The sequence below is a fragment of the Paenibacillus sp. sgz302114 genome (genome assembly GCF_056120345.1).
Map to the genome: position 1 here is coordinate 1 of NZ_JBVYOI010000003.1, position 15251 is coordinate 15251.

Annotated in this window: 14 protein-coding genes; all 14 read right to left on the bottom strand. The window is 49.4% G+C overall.

Annotated elements, in window-relative coordinates; translation table 11 throughout:
- A partial coding sequence (locus tag AC0LWF_RS09045) for a translation initiation factor IF-2 N-terminal domain-containing protein (RefSeq protein WP_474651234.1) occupies positions 1-677 on the bottom strand: 677 nt, incomplete at its 3' end.
- Positions 670-1002 (bottom strand): L7Ae/L30e/S12e/Gadd45 family ribosomal protein, encoded by a 333-nt coding sequence (locus AC0LWF_RS09050; RefSeq protein WP_090574476.1) that lies wholly within the window; start codon positions 1000-1002, stop codon positions 670-672. The genes AC0LWF_RS09045 and AC0LWF_RS09050, both read right to left, overlap by 8 nt.
- On the bottom strand, positions 986-1306 hold the full coding sequence (gene rnpM / locus AC0LWF_RS09055) for an RNase P modulator RnpM (protein ID WP_474651743.1): 321 nt from the start codon (positions 1304-1306) through the stop codon (positions 986-988). The genes AC0LWF_RS09050 and rnpM overlap by 17 nt, the downstream gene beginning before the upstream one ends.
- 33 nt (positions 1307-1339) lie before the next feature.
- Positions 1340-2437 carry a transcription termination factor NusA gene (gene nusA, locus AC0LWF_RS09060; protein WP_474651235.1) on the bottom strand — a complete coding sequence of 366 codons (1098 nt, stop codon included), beginning with the start codon at positions 2435-2437 and terminating at the stop codon, positions 1340-1342.
- 64 nt (positions 2438-2501) lie between these two features.
- Entirely contained in the window at positions 2502-2966 is a 465-nt protein-coding gene (gene rimP / locus AC0LWF_RS09065) for a ribosome maturation factor RimP (RefSeq protein WP_474651236.1), read from the bottom strand.
- A gap of 263 nt (positions 2967-3229) precedes the next feature.
- Entirely contained in the window at positions 3230-3445 is a 216-nt protein-coding gene (locus AC0LWF_RS09070; protein WP_474651237.1) for a hypothetical protein, read from the bottom strand.
- Positions 3446-3793: 348 nt separating this feature from the next.
- Entirely contained in the window at positions 3794-8101 is a 4308-nt protein-coding gene (locus AC0LWF_RS09075; protein ID WP_474651238.1) for a PolC-type DNA polymerase III, read from the bottom strand.
- Between the two features lie 117 nt (positions 8102-8218).
- Positions 8219-9670 carry a proline--tRNA ligase gene (proS, locus tag AC0LWF_RS09080; protein ID WP_474651239.1) on the bottom strand — a complete coding sequence of 484 codons (1452 nt, stop codon included), beginning with the start codon at positions 9668-9670 and terminating at the stop codon, positions 8219-8221.
- A 7-nt stretch (positions 9671-9677) separates the two neighbouring features.
- On the bottom strand, positions 9678-10958 hold the full coding sequence (rseP, locus tag AC0LWF_RS09085; protein ID WP_474651240.1) for an RIP metalloprotease RseP: 1281 nt from the start codon (positions 10956-10958) through the stop codon (positions 9678-9680).
- 82 nt (positions 10959-11040) lie between these two features.
- Positions 11041-12180, bottom strand: coding sequence for a 1-deoxy-D-xylulose-5-phosphate reductoisomerase (locus tag AC0LWF_RS09090; protein ID WP_474651241.1), 1140 nt, complete (start codon positions 12178-12180; stop codon positions 11041-11043).
- A gap of 56 nt (positions 12181-12236) precedes the next feature.
- Complete coding sequence (locus tag AC0LWF_RS09095) at positions 12237-13031, bottom strand: phosphatidate cytidylyltransferase (RefSeq protein ID WP_474651242.1); 795 nt, start codon at positions 13029-13031, stop codon at positions 12237-12239.
- A gap of 32 nt (positions 13032-13063) precedes the next feature.
- Positions 13064-13828 carry an undecaprenyl pyrophosphate synthase gene (gene uppS / locus AC0LWF_RS09100; protein WP_474651243.1) on the bottom strand — a complete coding sequence of 255 codons (765 nt, stop codon included), beginning with the start codon at positions 13826-13828 and terminating at the stop codon, positions 13064-13066.
- 74 nt (positions 13829-13902) lie between these two features.
- Positions 13903-14457, bottom strand: coding sequence for a ribosome recycling factor (gene frr, locus AC0LWF_RS09105; protein ID WP_474651244.1), 555 nt, complete (start codon positions 14455-14457; stop codon positions 13903-13905).
- Positions 14457-15188 carry a UMP kinase gene (gene pyrH, locus AC0LWF_RS09110; protein WP_090574172.1) on the bottom strand — a complete coding sequence of 244 codons (732 nt, stop codon included), beginning with the start codon at positions 15186-15188 and terminating at the stop codon, positions 14457-14459. The genes frr and pyrH overlap by 1 nt, the downstream gene beginning before the upstream one ends.
- Between the last annotated feature and the right edge of the window lie 63 nt (positions 15189-15251).

Here is a 15251-nt window from a genome sequence, read left to right on the forward strand (position 1 = left end):
TGGTAGCCGCTGCTGCCTTGACCGCTTTGTCCTTGTGGACGGTTGCCTTGGTAGCCGCCGCCTTGACCTTGTGGACGATTGCCTTGGTAGCCGCCTTGACGTTGACCACCTTGACCTTGCGGACGAGCGCCTTGACCTTGGCCTTGCGGACGTTGTTGAGTAGTAGAATGATTGGATGCATCCGTCGAAGGCTGCGTGTTTGTTGTAGAAGCTGAATTTGAAGCTGACTCTGTAGCAGATGATGGGCTCGAAGCCGGTTGAGCAGCGTTATTCGCTGCTGATGGTGGTGTATTTGTTGTGTTCATATTCCCCTGCATTTCTTGTGTATTTTTGTTAGCATGACCAGATTGCTGCGCTGCATTCGTATTTGATTGCTGCGGTTTACGCTCTGGTTGTCCTTGCTGTGAAGGACGATTATTATTGGAAGCTCCTGCCGCTGCGGATACCGTCGCGTTCTCCTGCGCGCGTTTCGCTGCAGCATTCGCTTTAATGTCTCGGAAGAATCCTTCCACTTTCGAGACCATTTCATTCTCCATAACGCTCATATGATTATTAACCGGAAGATTGAGACGTTTGAGAATGGTAATAATTTCTTTACTGCTCATGTTGAGCGACTTGGCGTATTCATAGACACGCGTTTTATCTTTATTGTCTTTGCTCTCAGGTTGTTTAGTCAATATACTCCACCTCCGAAGGTTCAGTTAAGCTCTGTAAGATGCTCTTTGAGAAGCCTGCATCGGTTACGCCGAGCAGCACTCGCTCCGACTTGCCAATCGCTTCCCCGATCGTAATCCGGTCAAATGCTTCAATAAGCTTGACATTGTAGGTGGCACATTTGTCCCGAAACTTCTTCTTCGTATTATCTGACGCATCTGCGGCAACTATGACGATTTTTGCTTTTCCTTGCTTAACCGCCTTCAGTACGGTTTCGTCCCCGGTCACGAGCTTGCCTGCTCGCATCGCCATACCGAGTAAGGAGAGTGCTTTATGCTTCTTCGTCATCGTCATCCATCGCATCCTTGTTCGCGTTAAACGTATCCTCGACAGCAACAAAATCCTGTTCCAATTGATCGTAGATTTCGATGCCGACGGACTGTTTCAGTGCCCGATCCAGCGATCTGCTCTTCTTAGCAAGCTTGAAGCAAGACACTTTACCGCACAGATACGCGCCGCGCCCAGCTTTTTTGCCGGTCAGGTCGATCAATACCGCTTCATCCGGAGTCCGAACGACACGAATCAATTCCTTCTTTGGCATCATCTGCTGGCAAGCTACACATTTGCGCAGTGGTATTTTTCTAGGTCTCACCATACATCCCCCCTGAACACGGCTATACAAAAATTAGTCGATGGAGATGGAATCCTGGTGCATCGTGCCCACTTGCGATTTAGGGCGTCCAAACTCTTGCTCAGCCTGTGTTTCACTCTTAATATCAATTTTCCAGCCTGTCAGCTTCGCAGCAAGACGAGCGTTCTGGCCTTTGATACCAATCGCAAGCGACAATTGATAGTCTGGCACGATTACACGCGCCATCTTCTCTTGCTCATACACGATTACCTCGATTACTTTCGAAGGGCTCAGTGCATTCGCAACATATTCTTCGACGCTCTCGGACCAACGAACGATATCAATCTTCTCGCCCTTCAGCTCCGTTACGATCGTTTGTACACGCATCCCTTTTTGACCTACGCAGGATCCTACTGGATCTACTTCTGGGTTACGTGAATGTACAGCAATCTTCGAACGGAAGCCCGCTTCGCGTGCAACGGAACGAATTTCTACGACACCGTCATAAATTTCCGGCACTTCAAGCTCAAAAAGACGCTTTAGTAAACCTGGGTGAGTACGTGAAAGGAAAATTTGCGGTCCCTTCGTCGTATTCTCTACCTTCGTAATGAACGATTTCACACGATCGCCATGCTTGAATTTGTCTGTCGGCATCAGTTCAGTGAGCGGCAATACCGCTTCTACTTTACCGAGGTCGATAAACAGATTGCGTACGTCCTGACGCTGAACAATTCCGTTCACAATGTCTTCTTCTTTGTCGATGAATGCATTGTAGATCAGGCCGCGCTCCGCTTCACGAATACGCTGTGTAACGACTTGCTTCGCCGTTTGTGCGGCAATCCGTCCAAAGTCACGAGGTGTTACTTCGATTTCTGCAATATCATCAAGCTGGTAATGCGGGTTAATTTCTCGGGATGCTTCCACGGAAATTTCAAGGCGCGGGTCCAGAACGTCCTCCACGACTGTTTTGCGAGCATACACTTTAATGACACCAGTAAAACGGTTAATATCGACACGTACGTTTTGGGCGGTATTAAAATTGCGTTTGTAGCTCGAAATCAGGGCAGCTTCGATCGCTTCCAGCAAAATATCTTTGCTGATCCCTTTCTCTCTTTCGATTTCCGACAATGCTTCAATAAATTCACTGCTCATTGGAAATGAGTTCCCCCTTTCAACTGGTTCCCTAACGTTATATTCATGCCTTCATTCTCGAAACTTAGAAAATGATGGCTAAACGGGCGCTTGCTACTTTAGCGTAAGCAATTGTATGTTTCTTCTTGCCGATTTCTACAACAACCTCTTCGCCGTCAAAAGAAAGCAACGTGCCTTCAAACTCCTTCAAGCCGCCAATCGGCTCATAAGTTGTAACAAACACATGCTTGCCCACGGATTTGTGGACATCCTCCGGCTTCTTCAGCGGACGTTCCGCACCTGGCGAGGATACTTCCAGGAAGTAAGCATCTGAAATCGGATCGTTCTCATCAAGCTTCTCACTTAAGTATTCACTAATGCGGCCGCACTCATCGATGTCGATGTGGCCTTCTAGTTTGTCGACGTAGACACGAAGGAACCAATTGCTGCCTTCCTTTACATACTCGACGTCAACGAGTTCAAATCCATTCTCATCGAGGAATGGATTTACCATTTCCTCAACTGCGGTTTTGATCATAGCTGTGCTCAAAAACGATGTACCTCCCACTGCAGCTATTCGCCACGCAAGAGGCGGCGCTACTGGCAGTTCAATTTAGTTCAGCTGAATATCAACCTCATGCGAGATGCGGTCATTATACATTCTGTATGGCGAAAAAGGTGCAGACAAAACGTAAAGAGTGGGTTTCCCCACTCTTCTGCGAAAAGGTCGTATCATCAGCATTACCAGAAAGATTATACCATAACCATGATGTGGTGACAATAAGGGGCGCTAATGGCGTCGGCGGATGATCGCTAGCCGCGGGACGTCGGGCAGGATGCCCGCTCCGTTCGGGGGTGCGCCTGCGGCCGCTGCCCAACTCGGAATGCTTGGAATAGACCGCCAAGCGGTAGCATTCCGAGTTCAAAGGCGGCACGTAAACGCTCCGGCTGCTCCCTCGAACTACGCTCCCCTGCCCTTTTGGCCCACAGCAACTGGCGCAGCAGCCGCCGCCATTCGCTTCGGGACAAGGGCCGCTGCTGCCGGAGCACCTCCGCAGCAGCGGCTGTGTAGGCTTCGCCTGAGTACGTTCAAATGCCCGCTAAGGAATTCTATAGCAGCGGATGAACCGGATGAACGCAATTTATGAAGCGAGTTTTCACAAAATAAGTGCTCCTGAGTTCGTTAGCGCGAAGTAAAAACGAGAGATAGAATCCAACAGCCATTCGTCCCTGCGGGATTCGTTTGCCTGCGGCAAACCTAACTCCCTACCTAGCCCGCATCGTCCCTGCCGCACTCGCTCCTCTTCAGCGAAACTCCCACAACGCTTTACAACAGAAAAACCCGATGCCTTCTCAGCACCGGGTTTCCCATCCAAATTAGAACAATGACAACTGGTTCGACTCCGGCAAGCCGCGGAAGCAGCCCATGCCAGTCAGAACCTCAACGATCGTCTTGGAAGCTTTCGACTTCTGCTGGAAGTCCTCGATCGACAAGAACTCGCCGAAATCTCGAGCACCTGCGATGTTCTTCGCCGCGTTCTCGCCGATACCGCTAATTGCGCCGAATGGCGGAATTAGCGATGTTCCATCAACGATAAATCGCGTCGCTTCGGAACGATAAAGATCGACCGGTTTAAACGTGAAGCCGCGAGCAGTCATCTCGAGCGCCATTTCAAGAAGCGAGACGCTGTTCTTCTCCTTTGGCGTTGCAGTGAAGCCTTTTGCCTCAATTTCCCCTAGTCGGCGTCCGATTGCTTCGTAGCCTTGGCAGAGAAGCTCAAGGTCAAAGTCCTCTGCACGAATTGAGAAATAAGTCGCGTAATAATGAATCGGATAATACAGCTTGAAGTATGCGGTGCGCACAGCTGAGATAACATACGCCGCGGCATGCGCTTTCGGGAACATGTACTCGATCTTCAGACAGGAGTCGATATACCATTGCGGTACTTTGCATCGCTTCATCTCTTCAATCCACTCCGGCGTAAGACCTTTACCTTTACGTACACTCTCGGTGATTTTGAACGCGAGACCCGCATCCATTCCTGCTTTATAAATTAAGAAAAGCATAATATCATCACGGCAACCGATAACGGTCTTGATCGTGCAAGTGCGGTTCTTGATCAGCTCCTGAGCATTACCGAGCCATACGCCTGTACCGTGAGACAAGCCTGAAATTTGCAGTAAATCTGCAAACGTCTGCGGCTTCGTCTCATCGAGCATCTGGCGAACGAATTTCGTTCCCATCTCCGGTACGCCGTATGTCGCAACCGTAGAACGGATCCGGTCCGGCATAACGCCAAGCGCTTCCGTCGAGCTGAACATGCTCATCACCTTCGGATCATTCATCGGAATCGTCGTCGGATCAACGCCGGTGAGATCTTGGAGCATCCGCATCATCGTCGGATCATCGTGTCCGAGAATATCGAGCTTAAGCAGATTATCCTCGAAGGCATGATAGTCAAAATGTGTCGTTTTCCACTCGGCATTCTGATCATCCGCAGGGAACTGTACAGGTGTGACATCTTCTACCTCGATGTAATCCGGCACAACGACAATACCACCCGGATGCTGACCCGTGCTTCGCTTAACACCCGTACAGCCGTTCGCGAGACGCGCGAGTTCTGCTCCACGCCACTTTTTGCCATATGACTCTTCGTATTTCTTCGCAAAGCCATAGGCTGTTTTCTCTGCAACAGTACCAATCGTACCCGCACGGAAAACGTTCTCTGGCCCGAACATTTCCTTCGTAAAGTTATGCGCAATCGGCTGGTATTCACCAGAGAAGTTAAGGTCGATATCGGGAACTTTATCCCCCTTGAAGCCTAGGAACGTCTCGAACGGAATATCCTGTCCTTCACCCTTCAACGGCTTCTCGCAATTCGGGCATATTTTATTCGGAAGATCAAATCCGCTCGGATAACTGCCGTCGAGGAAAAATTCACTGTATTTGCAAGCTTCATTCAAACAAGTATAGTGCGCCGGAAGCGGGTTAACCTCGGAAATCCCGAGGAATGTCGCTACAACGGATGAGCCTACGGAACCACGGGAACCTACCAAGTAGCCGTCTGCGTTCGACTTTTTAACAAGTCGCGCCGAGATGAGATAGTTGGCCGCGAAGCCTGCTTTCGTAATCGGCACAAGCTCCCGCTCCAGCCGCTCGACTACCACCTCGGGGATCGGTTCACCGTATAGCTGACGCGCCGTATCATAACACGTATTGCGCATCTCTTCGTCCGCGCCTTCAAGAATCGGAACGAACAGCTTCGGCGGGAACATACTGTATTCCTCGAAGCGATCAGCAAGCTCGGATGTGTTTTTGATGACGACTTCATAAGCGCGCGCTTCACCGAGGAAAGCAAATTCCTCTAGCATTTCTTTCGTCGTACGGAAATGCGCATCCGGCTTCTGAATATCCTTGAGCGGACTGAACCCGGTAATGCCGTGAATGGTAATGTCCCGGAACAGCTTGTCCCGCTGCTGCAGATAGTGTACATTGCCCGTTGCGATGACCGGTTTACCGAGCTTATCGCCAATCTCGCAGACACGGCGAATGGCCTGTTCAATCTCAGCGCGGCTGGCTACAAATCCTTTTTCCACGAGATGCATATAGAATGTGACAGGCTGAATCTCAAGCACATCGTAATACAGTGCGACTTCTTCAGCTTCCTCGAGCGACTTGTTCATAACAGCCTCGAAGAATTCGCCTTTCTCGCACCCCGAGATAATTAGCAGCCCTTCTCGCAAATCTGTCAGCTTGCTCTTTGGAATCGTTGCGACCCGTTTGAAATGTTGCGTATGCGACATCGAAATAAGTTTAAATAAGTTCTTCTTGCCTGTTCCGTTAAGCGCATAGATGCAGCAGTGGAACGGGCGCATATTCGATAAATCGAGACCTACATAGTCGTTCAGCATTTGCAGACCGGTAATATTGCGGGCAGCACAATCGTTAATGAGTCCGAACAGAACGCCGCCGAGCGCAATGGAGTCATCTATGGCGCGGTGATGGTTTTCGAGACTGATTTTATATTTATCCGCTAGCGTATTCAGCCTGTGATTCTTCATCGAAGGATGGAGGAAGCGGGCAAGCTCCAGCGTATCGAGCACCGGGTTCTTCACTTCTGGCAAACCATGAAGCTTGCACGCTGCCTGGAGGAAGCCCATATCAAATCGCGCATTATGCGCGACGAGGATGGCATCACCGATAAAATCAATAAACTCGCCAATCTTCTCACTAAGATCCGGCGCATCTGCAACCATCTCATTGGTAATATTCGTGAGCTGTTGGATATTGTACGGAACATCTTCATGTGGGTTAATAAAAGTCGAGAATCGTCCGATTTCTTTGCCTTCCTGCATCTTCACGCCGGCAAGCTCGATAATTTTGTTGTTAACGACAGATAGACCGGTGGTCTCCACGTCGAAAACGACATATTCAGCCGTTTGCATTGCTTCTTCACGTGGATTCATAACCATCGGAATTGCATCGTTGACAACGTTGGCTTCGAGGCCGAACAGCACTTTAACACCGTGCTTCTTCGCTGCTTTCGCCGCTTCAGGGTAACATTGGACGTTGCCATGATCCGTAATCGCGATCGCCTTATGGCCCCATTTTGCAGCTTGCTTGATGTAAGTATCTACCGAAGTAACGGCATCCATCGTACTCATCGTAGTATGCAGATGGAACTCGACGCGTTTCTCTTCTGCATCATCCTTCAATTCTTTCGGCGCGACGACTTCATGCAGATCGGAAGGCATCATGACAAGCTCAGGCTCCATCATGAATCGGTCATATTCCACGCGTCCGCGTGCTTTGATCCATTTGCCGTTCGCTAGCTGCTTCAAGACTTTTACATCTTCTTTCGTCTTGGCGAACATTTTCATGGCAATAGAATCCGTAAAGTCGCTCACGTTGAACGTAAACAGCGTGCTGCCGTTACGCAGCTCTTTCTCTTCCAAGCCGAAGACAGTACCCTGAACTGTTACCTTCTTCTCTTCTTCTACGATGTTCATGATAGAAACGGCTTCGTCGCGGATATCATAGCCGACGACGAGACGCACATCGCCTTCATCAAGCGGTGGCTCTTCAATCACACTTGCCGTCATCATTGCTTCGAGCACATCACGCTCTTCTTGTACCCGTTTCTGATTGAACTGCTCGTAAACTTCTTGATTGGATTCTGCAACGGCCATCTTCACGCGGCAGGTCACAGAGAACTGTTGCTGATAAAAATCTACCGCTAGCTCGTCGATTTTCTTCTTCCGCGCAAGCTCAAGCCCCATCTCATCCATCAGATGTATCGTAATAAGGTCGCCGGATACGTCCATTTTCGACTTACTGATCCAACCGTTAACCGAAGGGTTACTATGCTGCAGCCACTCTACGAATGCCGCCCAGTAAGCCTCGACGATCTCTTCCTTCTGCACACCTTCGCCGAACTGAAACTGGAACGAAATTTGCGCAATATGGGTAAACTTCGCTTGAATGCTGCGGCAAAAAACAGTAAAAGCCGGTAAAGGAACCAAAGACGCTTTGCGAATGCAAAACGTCCACTCCCGGTTACTCCGGCTTACGATCACTTTGTCTATATAGGCGTCTCCAAAATGCTCATCCTTCATTTGTTGAGGCAACTCTGCCTGTTTCAACAGCAGCTCGAACCGCTGCCGCTTATCCCCGGTTTGGTTCATTCATTTCTCCCCCAAGTGTAAACGACTTTAGCCATCTTCTGATGGCTATAGCTTCCGTTACTCGTTTACTTGTGTCAAGAAGAAACGGCCCAAAGGGCCGTCTGTTCTTACTTTTCATTAGTACGCGCGAGCAAACACAACCGTATGAGCTGCTTTTTCTCCGCATACCAAGCAAGTCGATTTATGCTCTGCCGGTTCAAAAGGAATGTTACGGCTAGTTGCGCCTGTTTCTTCCTTCACCTGGCTCTCGCATGCATCCGAGCCGCACCAGCCTGCAAGCGCAAAGCCGCGCTGGTCTTCAAACAGCGATTTCATCTCATCAAGCGTCTCAACCGAATACGAATGATCGGCACGGAACTGCTTCGCTCTTTCAAGCATATCATTATGAATCTCAATCAGCATACCATCAATTTCTTCCTTCAAATTGCTTTGAAGAACGATACGCTTCTCGCCTGTAATCCGGGATACGAGAACGACTTGTCCATTCTCCATATCGCGAGGTCCAAGCTCAAGGCGGATTGGCACGCCGCGCATTTCGTACTCATTGAACTTCCAGCCTGGGCTGACGTCGCTGCGATCATCCACTTTGACGCGGATGCCGGCTTTCTTCAGCTCAGCGAACAGCTCGTCCACTCGACCAATAACTTGCTCACGAGTCTTCGGAGGTCCGATCGGAATCATAATGACCTGCGTAGGCGCAACCTTAGGAGGCAATACAAGGCCGCGATCGTCACCATGTACCATAATCAACGCGCCTAACAGGCGAGTCGATACGCCCCACGAGGTCGTGTGACAGTATTGCAGCGTGTTCTCACGGTCCAAATACTTGATATCGAACGCGACTGCAAACTTCGTACCGAGATAATGGGAAGTACCGGCTTGTACCGCACGACCGTCCTTCATCATCGCTTCAATCGAATACGTATCTACTGCACCCGCGAAACGTTCAGAAGGCGTCTTCTGTCCCATAATAACAGGAATCGCCAAGTAGTTTTCACAGAAATCACGGTAAGTCTCAAGCATCTGATTCGTCTCTTCGCGTGCTTCGGACTCCGATTCATGCGCCGTATGTCCCTCTTGCCACAAGAACTCCGTTGTGCGAAGGAACGGCAATGTACGCTTCTCCCAACGTACAACGTTTGCCCACTGGTTGATCAGTACAGGCAAATCGCGGTAAGATTGAATCCACTTTGAATACATATGGCCGATAATCGTCTCGGATGTCGGACGAATGGCCAGACGCTCTTCCAGCTTTTCGCCGCCTGCCTCAGTTACCCATGGCAGCTCCGGATTAAAGCCTTCGACGTGCTCCTTCTCTTTCATGAAGAAGCTCTCCGGGATAAACATTGGGAAGTACGCGTTGCGGTGACCGGATTCTTTGAATTTACGGTCGAGCTCATCGCGCATATGCTCCCAAATCTCAAACCCCTCGGGGCGAAAAACGATACAGCCGCGCACCGGGGAATAATCCATCAGTTCCGCTTTCTTAATAACATCAATGTACCAGCGAGAGAAATCCTCGCTCTGTGGCGTGATTTCCGCTGAAACGAACTGCTTCTCTTTCGACATGACCGACTCAGTGCTCCCCTCTTACCAATCGCAAAATATCATTATAAGTAACCGCCAGCATGAGCAGCATCAGCATAGCGAAGCCGATGAAATGCACCATGCTCTCCCGGTTCGGATCAATCGGACGACCGCGAACAGCCTCAATGCCGAGGAAGACGAGCCTGCTCCCATCCAGCGCCGGAACCGGCAGCAAATTGAATATACCCAAGTACAAACTTAGTACAGCTACCCATGAGACCAGCTGCGTTAAGCCTTGTTCCGCAATTTGGCTCGTCACCTGCGCAGTCCGAACGGGACCGCCAAGGTCTTCCATCTTGAAATCACCGAGCACAAGCTTCTTGAAGCCGTCAAAAATCATGATCGTCATATTCTTCATCGCTTTGCCTGCGAAGGTGAATGTTTCGGTGAATGTGACGGAACGGGATGGCGCAGCTGCTGATATACCCAGTTTCCCTACACCAGAAGCTTTATCAAGCTTTGGCGTAATCTTGAAGGAATGCAGCTTGCCGTCGCGAATGACGTTGAACGTCAATGGCACGTCGACGGACTTGCCAATCATTTCAATCATCTTCGCGGAATCGCCGCCAATCTTGACGCCGTTAACCGAATCAATGACATCGCCGACTTGAATATCCGACTTAGAGGCAGGCATCCCTTGTACAACGTCGCCAATGAGCAACCGATCCGGATTCTCCATTGGTACGCCAGCCATCTGGAAGTAGACGCCGAACAGTACGAACGCGAGAATGAAATTCATTACAGGACCGGCAACGATCGCCAAGGCACGCTGTCCGACTGTCTTGCTGCCGAACTGACGATCCAGTGGCGCAACTTGTGTCTCTTTCCCCTTCGTTATCATAAGCGCTTGTGGATGTACACGATACGATTCCGTTACGCCATCTGCCGAAAGGTCAAGCTTCATTGTGCGTTCGATATCAATCTTCTCGACTTCACCGCGAACCACATTGCTGCGATCATCAAGACGATCAAGGTAAATGCGCGTTACGACATTATCCTTCAATCTTACGGCTACTGTTTGACCCGGTTGAACCTCAACAAGCTCCGGGTCTTCCCCTGCCATACGTACAAATCCGCCTGCAGGAACAAGTCTAAGCGTATAGCGCGTCTCGCCGCGCTTGATGGAAAACAGCTTCGGACCAAATCCGATTGCAAACTCTCTAACCAATATCCCGGCACGCTTCGCAAAATAAAAGTGACCCCATTCGTGGATGGTCACAATGACGAAGAAGACCATTACCGTCAAAAAGACGACTTGTATCATATGCATCGTTATTCGAGCCTCCTGTTCGTAACGGCCTGTACTTAGATTATCATTATTCTCCCGTACGATTCAAGAGAACCCCAAGGGCTCAGATGTTTGCAGCAACTGCACGTGCCCAACCATCAACAGCGGCAATCGACTGTACGTCCGGTACATCGGTTGCTTGATGCTGCTCAAGCACTTTAGCAATGACTGTTTCAATTTCTAAGAATGTAATCGAGCCTTCGAGGAAGCGAGCAACTGCTGTTTCGTTCGCCGCATTGAATACCGTCGGCACCGATTGTCCGGCTCTTCCGCTCTCATAAGCGAATCTTAGACAAGGGTAACGCTCGAAATCCATCTCACGGAAATGCAGCGCGGACAGCTTCGCCAGATTAAGCGACTCTGTCGGCGTCGGTCTGCGCTCTGGATAAGTCAGCGCATATTGGATCGGAACACGCATATCTGGCATACCAAGCTGCGCAATAATGCTGTGATCGACGAATTCCACATAAGAGTGAATAATGCTCTCAGGATGGATGAGAACATCAATTTGATCATAAGACAGGTCAAACAGCCAATGCGCCTCAATAACTTCGAGCCCTTTGTTCACCATCGTAGCAGAGTCAATCGTAATCTTCGCACCCATCGACCAGTTCGGATGATTCAACGCTTCTGCGACAGTAACCCCTTGCAGCTCTTCACGACTTCGATCACGGAATGAACCACCCGAAGCGGTCAGCGTTATACGCTTCACATCCGCACGTCTTTCCCCGTTCAAGCATTGGAAGATCGCAGAGTGCTCACTGTCGATTGGCAGGATGGATACGCCTCGCTCAGCTGCCCTTCGCATGACAAGATGGCCTGCGGTCACAAGTGTTTCTTTGTTAGCGAGTCCAATATGCTTGCCTGCATCAATAGCCGCTAAAGTAGCCTCCAAGCCTCTGCTGCCAACAATGGCCGTAACGACCGTATCGGCATCTGTTGCTGCTGCAGTCTCGATTAGCCCCTCATTGCCATAAAGCACATTGGTCCCTGGCGGCAGATGGAGCTTGGCTTCTTCCGCGAGCGCCTTTGTGGCTAAACAAACCGTTTTTGGTTTGAACTGCTTGGCTTGTTCAATCACGAGCTCGAGATTGCTGCCTGCCGAAATCGCTTCAACCTGATAACGTTCGGGCTCCCGGCTTAAAATATCTAAGGTTTGTGTACCGATCGACCCTGTGGAGCCAAGAATTGTAATTTTTTTCAACCTTCAAGCCTCCTGATGTTCTTGCACGGAGCAAAAACAGCTTGTTAAGCGCGCATCTATAGTGGCAGCAATCCTGTCATGACAAGCAGCGGAAATACGACGAGCCAGCTGTCACAACGATCAAGCACACCGCCATGTCCTGGTAGAATCGAACCGGTATCTTTGATCCCGCGTACCCTTTTGTAAGCGGATTGAATCAAATCGCCTAGTTGACCTGCAACTGCGGCAATAAGTCCGATTAGCAGTGCGCGTCCCACCGTAATGATGTCTGGGTAAGCCAACGCAAATATGACCGCGATTGCCAGCGAAAGGACAACGCCGCCTATTGAGCCTTCAATCGTTTTGTTCGGACTGATGGATGGCCACAGCTTACGTTTGCCGAATGCTCGTCCTGTGAAATAGGCACCGATATCAGAAGCCCAGATCGCACCGAAAGCCATACATGTCGTAAAGAGACCATGGTGATCTGCATTTCGCACCTCAAACATCGCATGGAATCCATACCCGACATAGATCGCACCAAGCAGCATCAAAGCTGCGCCGTCAATCGTAATCACGTTCTTCGTCAGAACCGTCACTGTTAACAATAAAAATAACAATAGCCATATCGTATGTATCGCTGCAGGATTATCGAGTCCAAATTCATCCCAAGGAATGAAAAGCAAGAGTGTTCCTGCCAACCCGATTAGTGATAACGGATGGACTGCAGATACTCCGTTCATTCGCCTGTATTCCATAAAACCGATAATTGCAAGCAAGAGGAGAAGCGCAAAATAGAACCATCCGCCAATTATGGTAAGCGCAATAAATGCTGCACCGCCAATTAAGCCTGTAATAATCCGTTGTTTCACTTTAGAAGACACTCTCCAGTTAAGACTAAGGGTTATACCCCGCCGTATCGGCGAGCACGCATCTGATATTCTCGAATGGCTTCGTGAAAATGCGCTTCTGAAAACTCAGGCCAATAGACATCTGTAAACCACATTTCGCTATAAGCTAACTGCCATAGCATAAAGTTACTGAGTCGAAGCTCGCCACTTGTACGAATAAGCAGATCGGGATCAGGTAAACCTGCGGTGAGCAAATGAGCTTCCATGTGCGATTCATTAATTTCGCTAGCATCTAGCTTGCCATCTGCAACTGCTTGGCTAATGCCCCGTACCGCTTCAATCATTTCTTTGCGACTGCCGTAATTAAGGGCAAAATTGAGTACAAGTCCAGTATTTCCAGCTGTACGTTCAATAGCCTCTTCCACAGCTTGCAATGTATGCGAAGGCAAATCGCCTCTATATCCCATCATCCGCACCTGCACGTTGTTCTCCATTAGGTCCTTCAGCTCGATGGATAGAAACTCTTGCGGCAGCTTCATCAGAAACTCCACTTCTGCTTTCGGCCGCTTCCAATTCTCAGTCGAGAACGCGTAAAGCGTCAAATATTTCACGCCAAGCCGATTAGCAGCCATCGTAATCCGTTTGACCGTCTTCATACCTGAATGATGACCGGCCATCCGCGGCAACCCGCGGCTCTTTGCCCATCTACCGTTGCCGTCCATGATGATTGCGATATGCTGCGGGATGTTATCCGACTCAGGTATCTGCGACTGTGGCACAGAAGGCTTGCCGAATAAAGCTTTCACTCGCTGTAACACATGTTCGTCCTCCCGCCGCTAATGTCGATTTATGCAGGCAGACCCCACCTGTCGGAGGGGCCGGTTTCAATGCATTAAACTTCCATAATGTCTTTCTCTTTAGCGGATAGTACGCGTTCAACTTCAACGATGAATTTATCTGTCGTCTTCTGAATGTCATCCTGATGACGACGCGACTCATCTTCGGAGATATCGCTTTTCTCCAGTTTCTTAATATCATCATTCGCGTCACGACGAATGTTGCGAATTGCAACTTTCGCTTCTTCACCGAACTTCTTCGTTAACTTTACGAGCTCAGCACGGCGCTCTTCAGTCAGCATCGGAATGACAAGACGAATTGTAGAACCATCATTCGATGGCGTCAAGCCAAGGTCTGATTTCATAATCGCCTTCTCTATCGCAGCGAGTGAAGTTTTATCCCAAGGCTGAATGAGAATGGTCCGGGAATCCGGCGTGTTAATATTCGCTAATTGGTTAATGGGCGTCATTGCCCCGTAATATTCAACTTGAACACGATCCAGCACCGCCGGAGTAGCACGGCCTGCACGGAGTGTAGTGAGATCGCGCTTCAATGCGCTAATTGCTTTGTCCATGCGCTCTTCAGCGCTCTTTTTGATTGACTGTGGCACTAGCCCACACTCTCCTTCATCACAATAGTTCCGATTTTCTCACCGAGAACGACGCGTTTAATGTTGCCCTTCTCCGTAATGTTAAACACAACAAGCGGAATGTTGTTGTCCATACAGAGTGACGACGCCGTCGAATCCATAACACCAAGGTTACGGTTAAGCACTTCCATATAAGTCAGCGTTTCATATTTCTCAGCTGACGCATCTTTAAATGGATCCGCAGAATATACGCCATCCACTTTATTTTTCGCCATTAGAATTACTTCTGCTTCGATCTCAGCTGCACGAAGCGCCGCAGTTGTATCTGTTGAGAAGAACGGGTTACCTGTGCCAGCAGCGAAGATAACGACACGGCCTTTCTCTAGATGACGGATTGCCCGGCGGCGTATGTAAGGCTCCGCGATTTGTTGCATTGCGATTGATGTTTGTACACGAGTTGGCACTTCGATTTGCTCTAAAGCATCTTGCAGCGCCAAGGAATTCATTACCGTAGCTAACATGCCCATGTAGTCTGCAGTTGCACGGTCAATCCCTTTTTCAGAGCCTGCAATACCGCGCCAGATGTTGCCGCCACCGCATACGATTGCAACTTCAACGTTCATTTCCACAACTTCTTTAACTTGCTCCGCGATCGACGAAATCATTGCGGAGTCGATACCAAAACCATTGTTACCGGAAAGCGATTCACCACTAACTTTCAATACTACACGTTTGTACACGGGACTTTGCAACGTGGTTTACCTCCATCTTGGACCTTGTTTCAAGGCCGCATACTTGTTAAAACAGTCTTTTTA

Excerpts from the sequence above, each read along its gene's own strand:
- AC0LWF_RS09050 (WP_090574476.1), bottom strand. The coding sequence starts at position 1,002 with ATGACGAAGAAGCATAAAGCACTCTCCTTACTCGGTATGGCGATGCGA.
- nusA (WP_474651235.1), bottom strand. The coding sequence starts at position 2,437 with ATGAGCAGTGAATTTATTGAAGCATTGTCGGAAATCGAAAGAGAGAAA.
- AC0LWF_RS09075 (WP_474651238.1), bottom strand. The coding sequence starts at position 8,101 with ATGAACCAAACCGGGGATAAGCGGCAGCGGTTCGAGCTGCTGTTGAAA.
- proS (WP_474651239.1), bottom strand. The coding sequence starts at position 9,670 with ATGTCGAAAGAGAAGCAGTTCGTTTCAGCGGAAATCACGCCACAGAGC.
- rseP (WP_474651240.1), bottom strand. The coding sequence starts at position 10,958 with ATGCATATGATACAAGTCGTCTTTTTGACGGTAATGGTCTTCTTCGTC.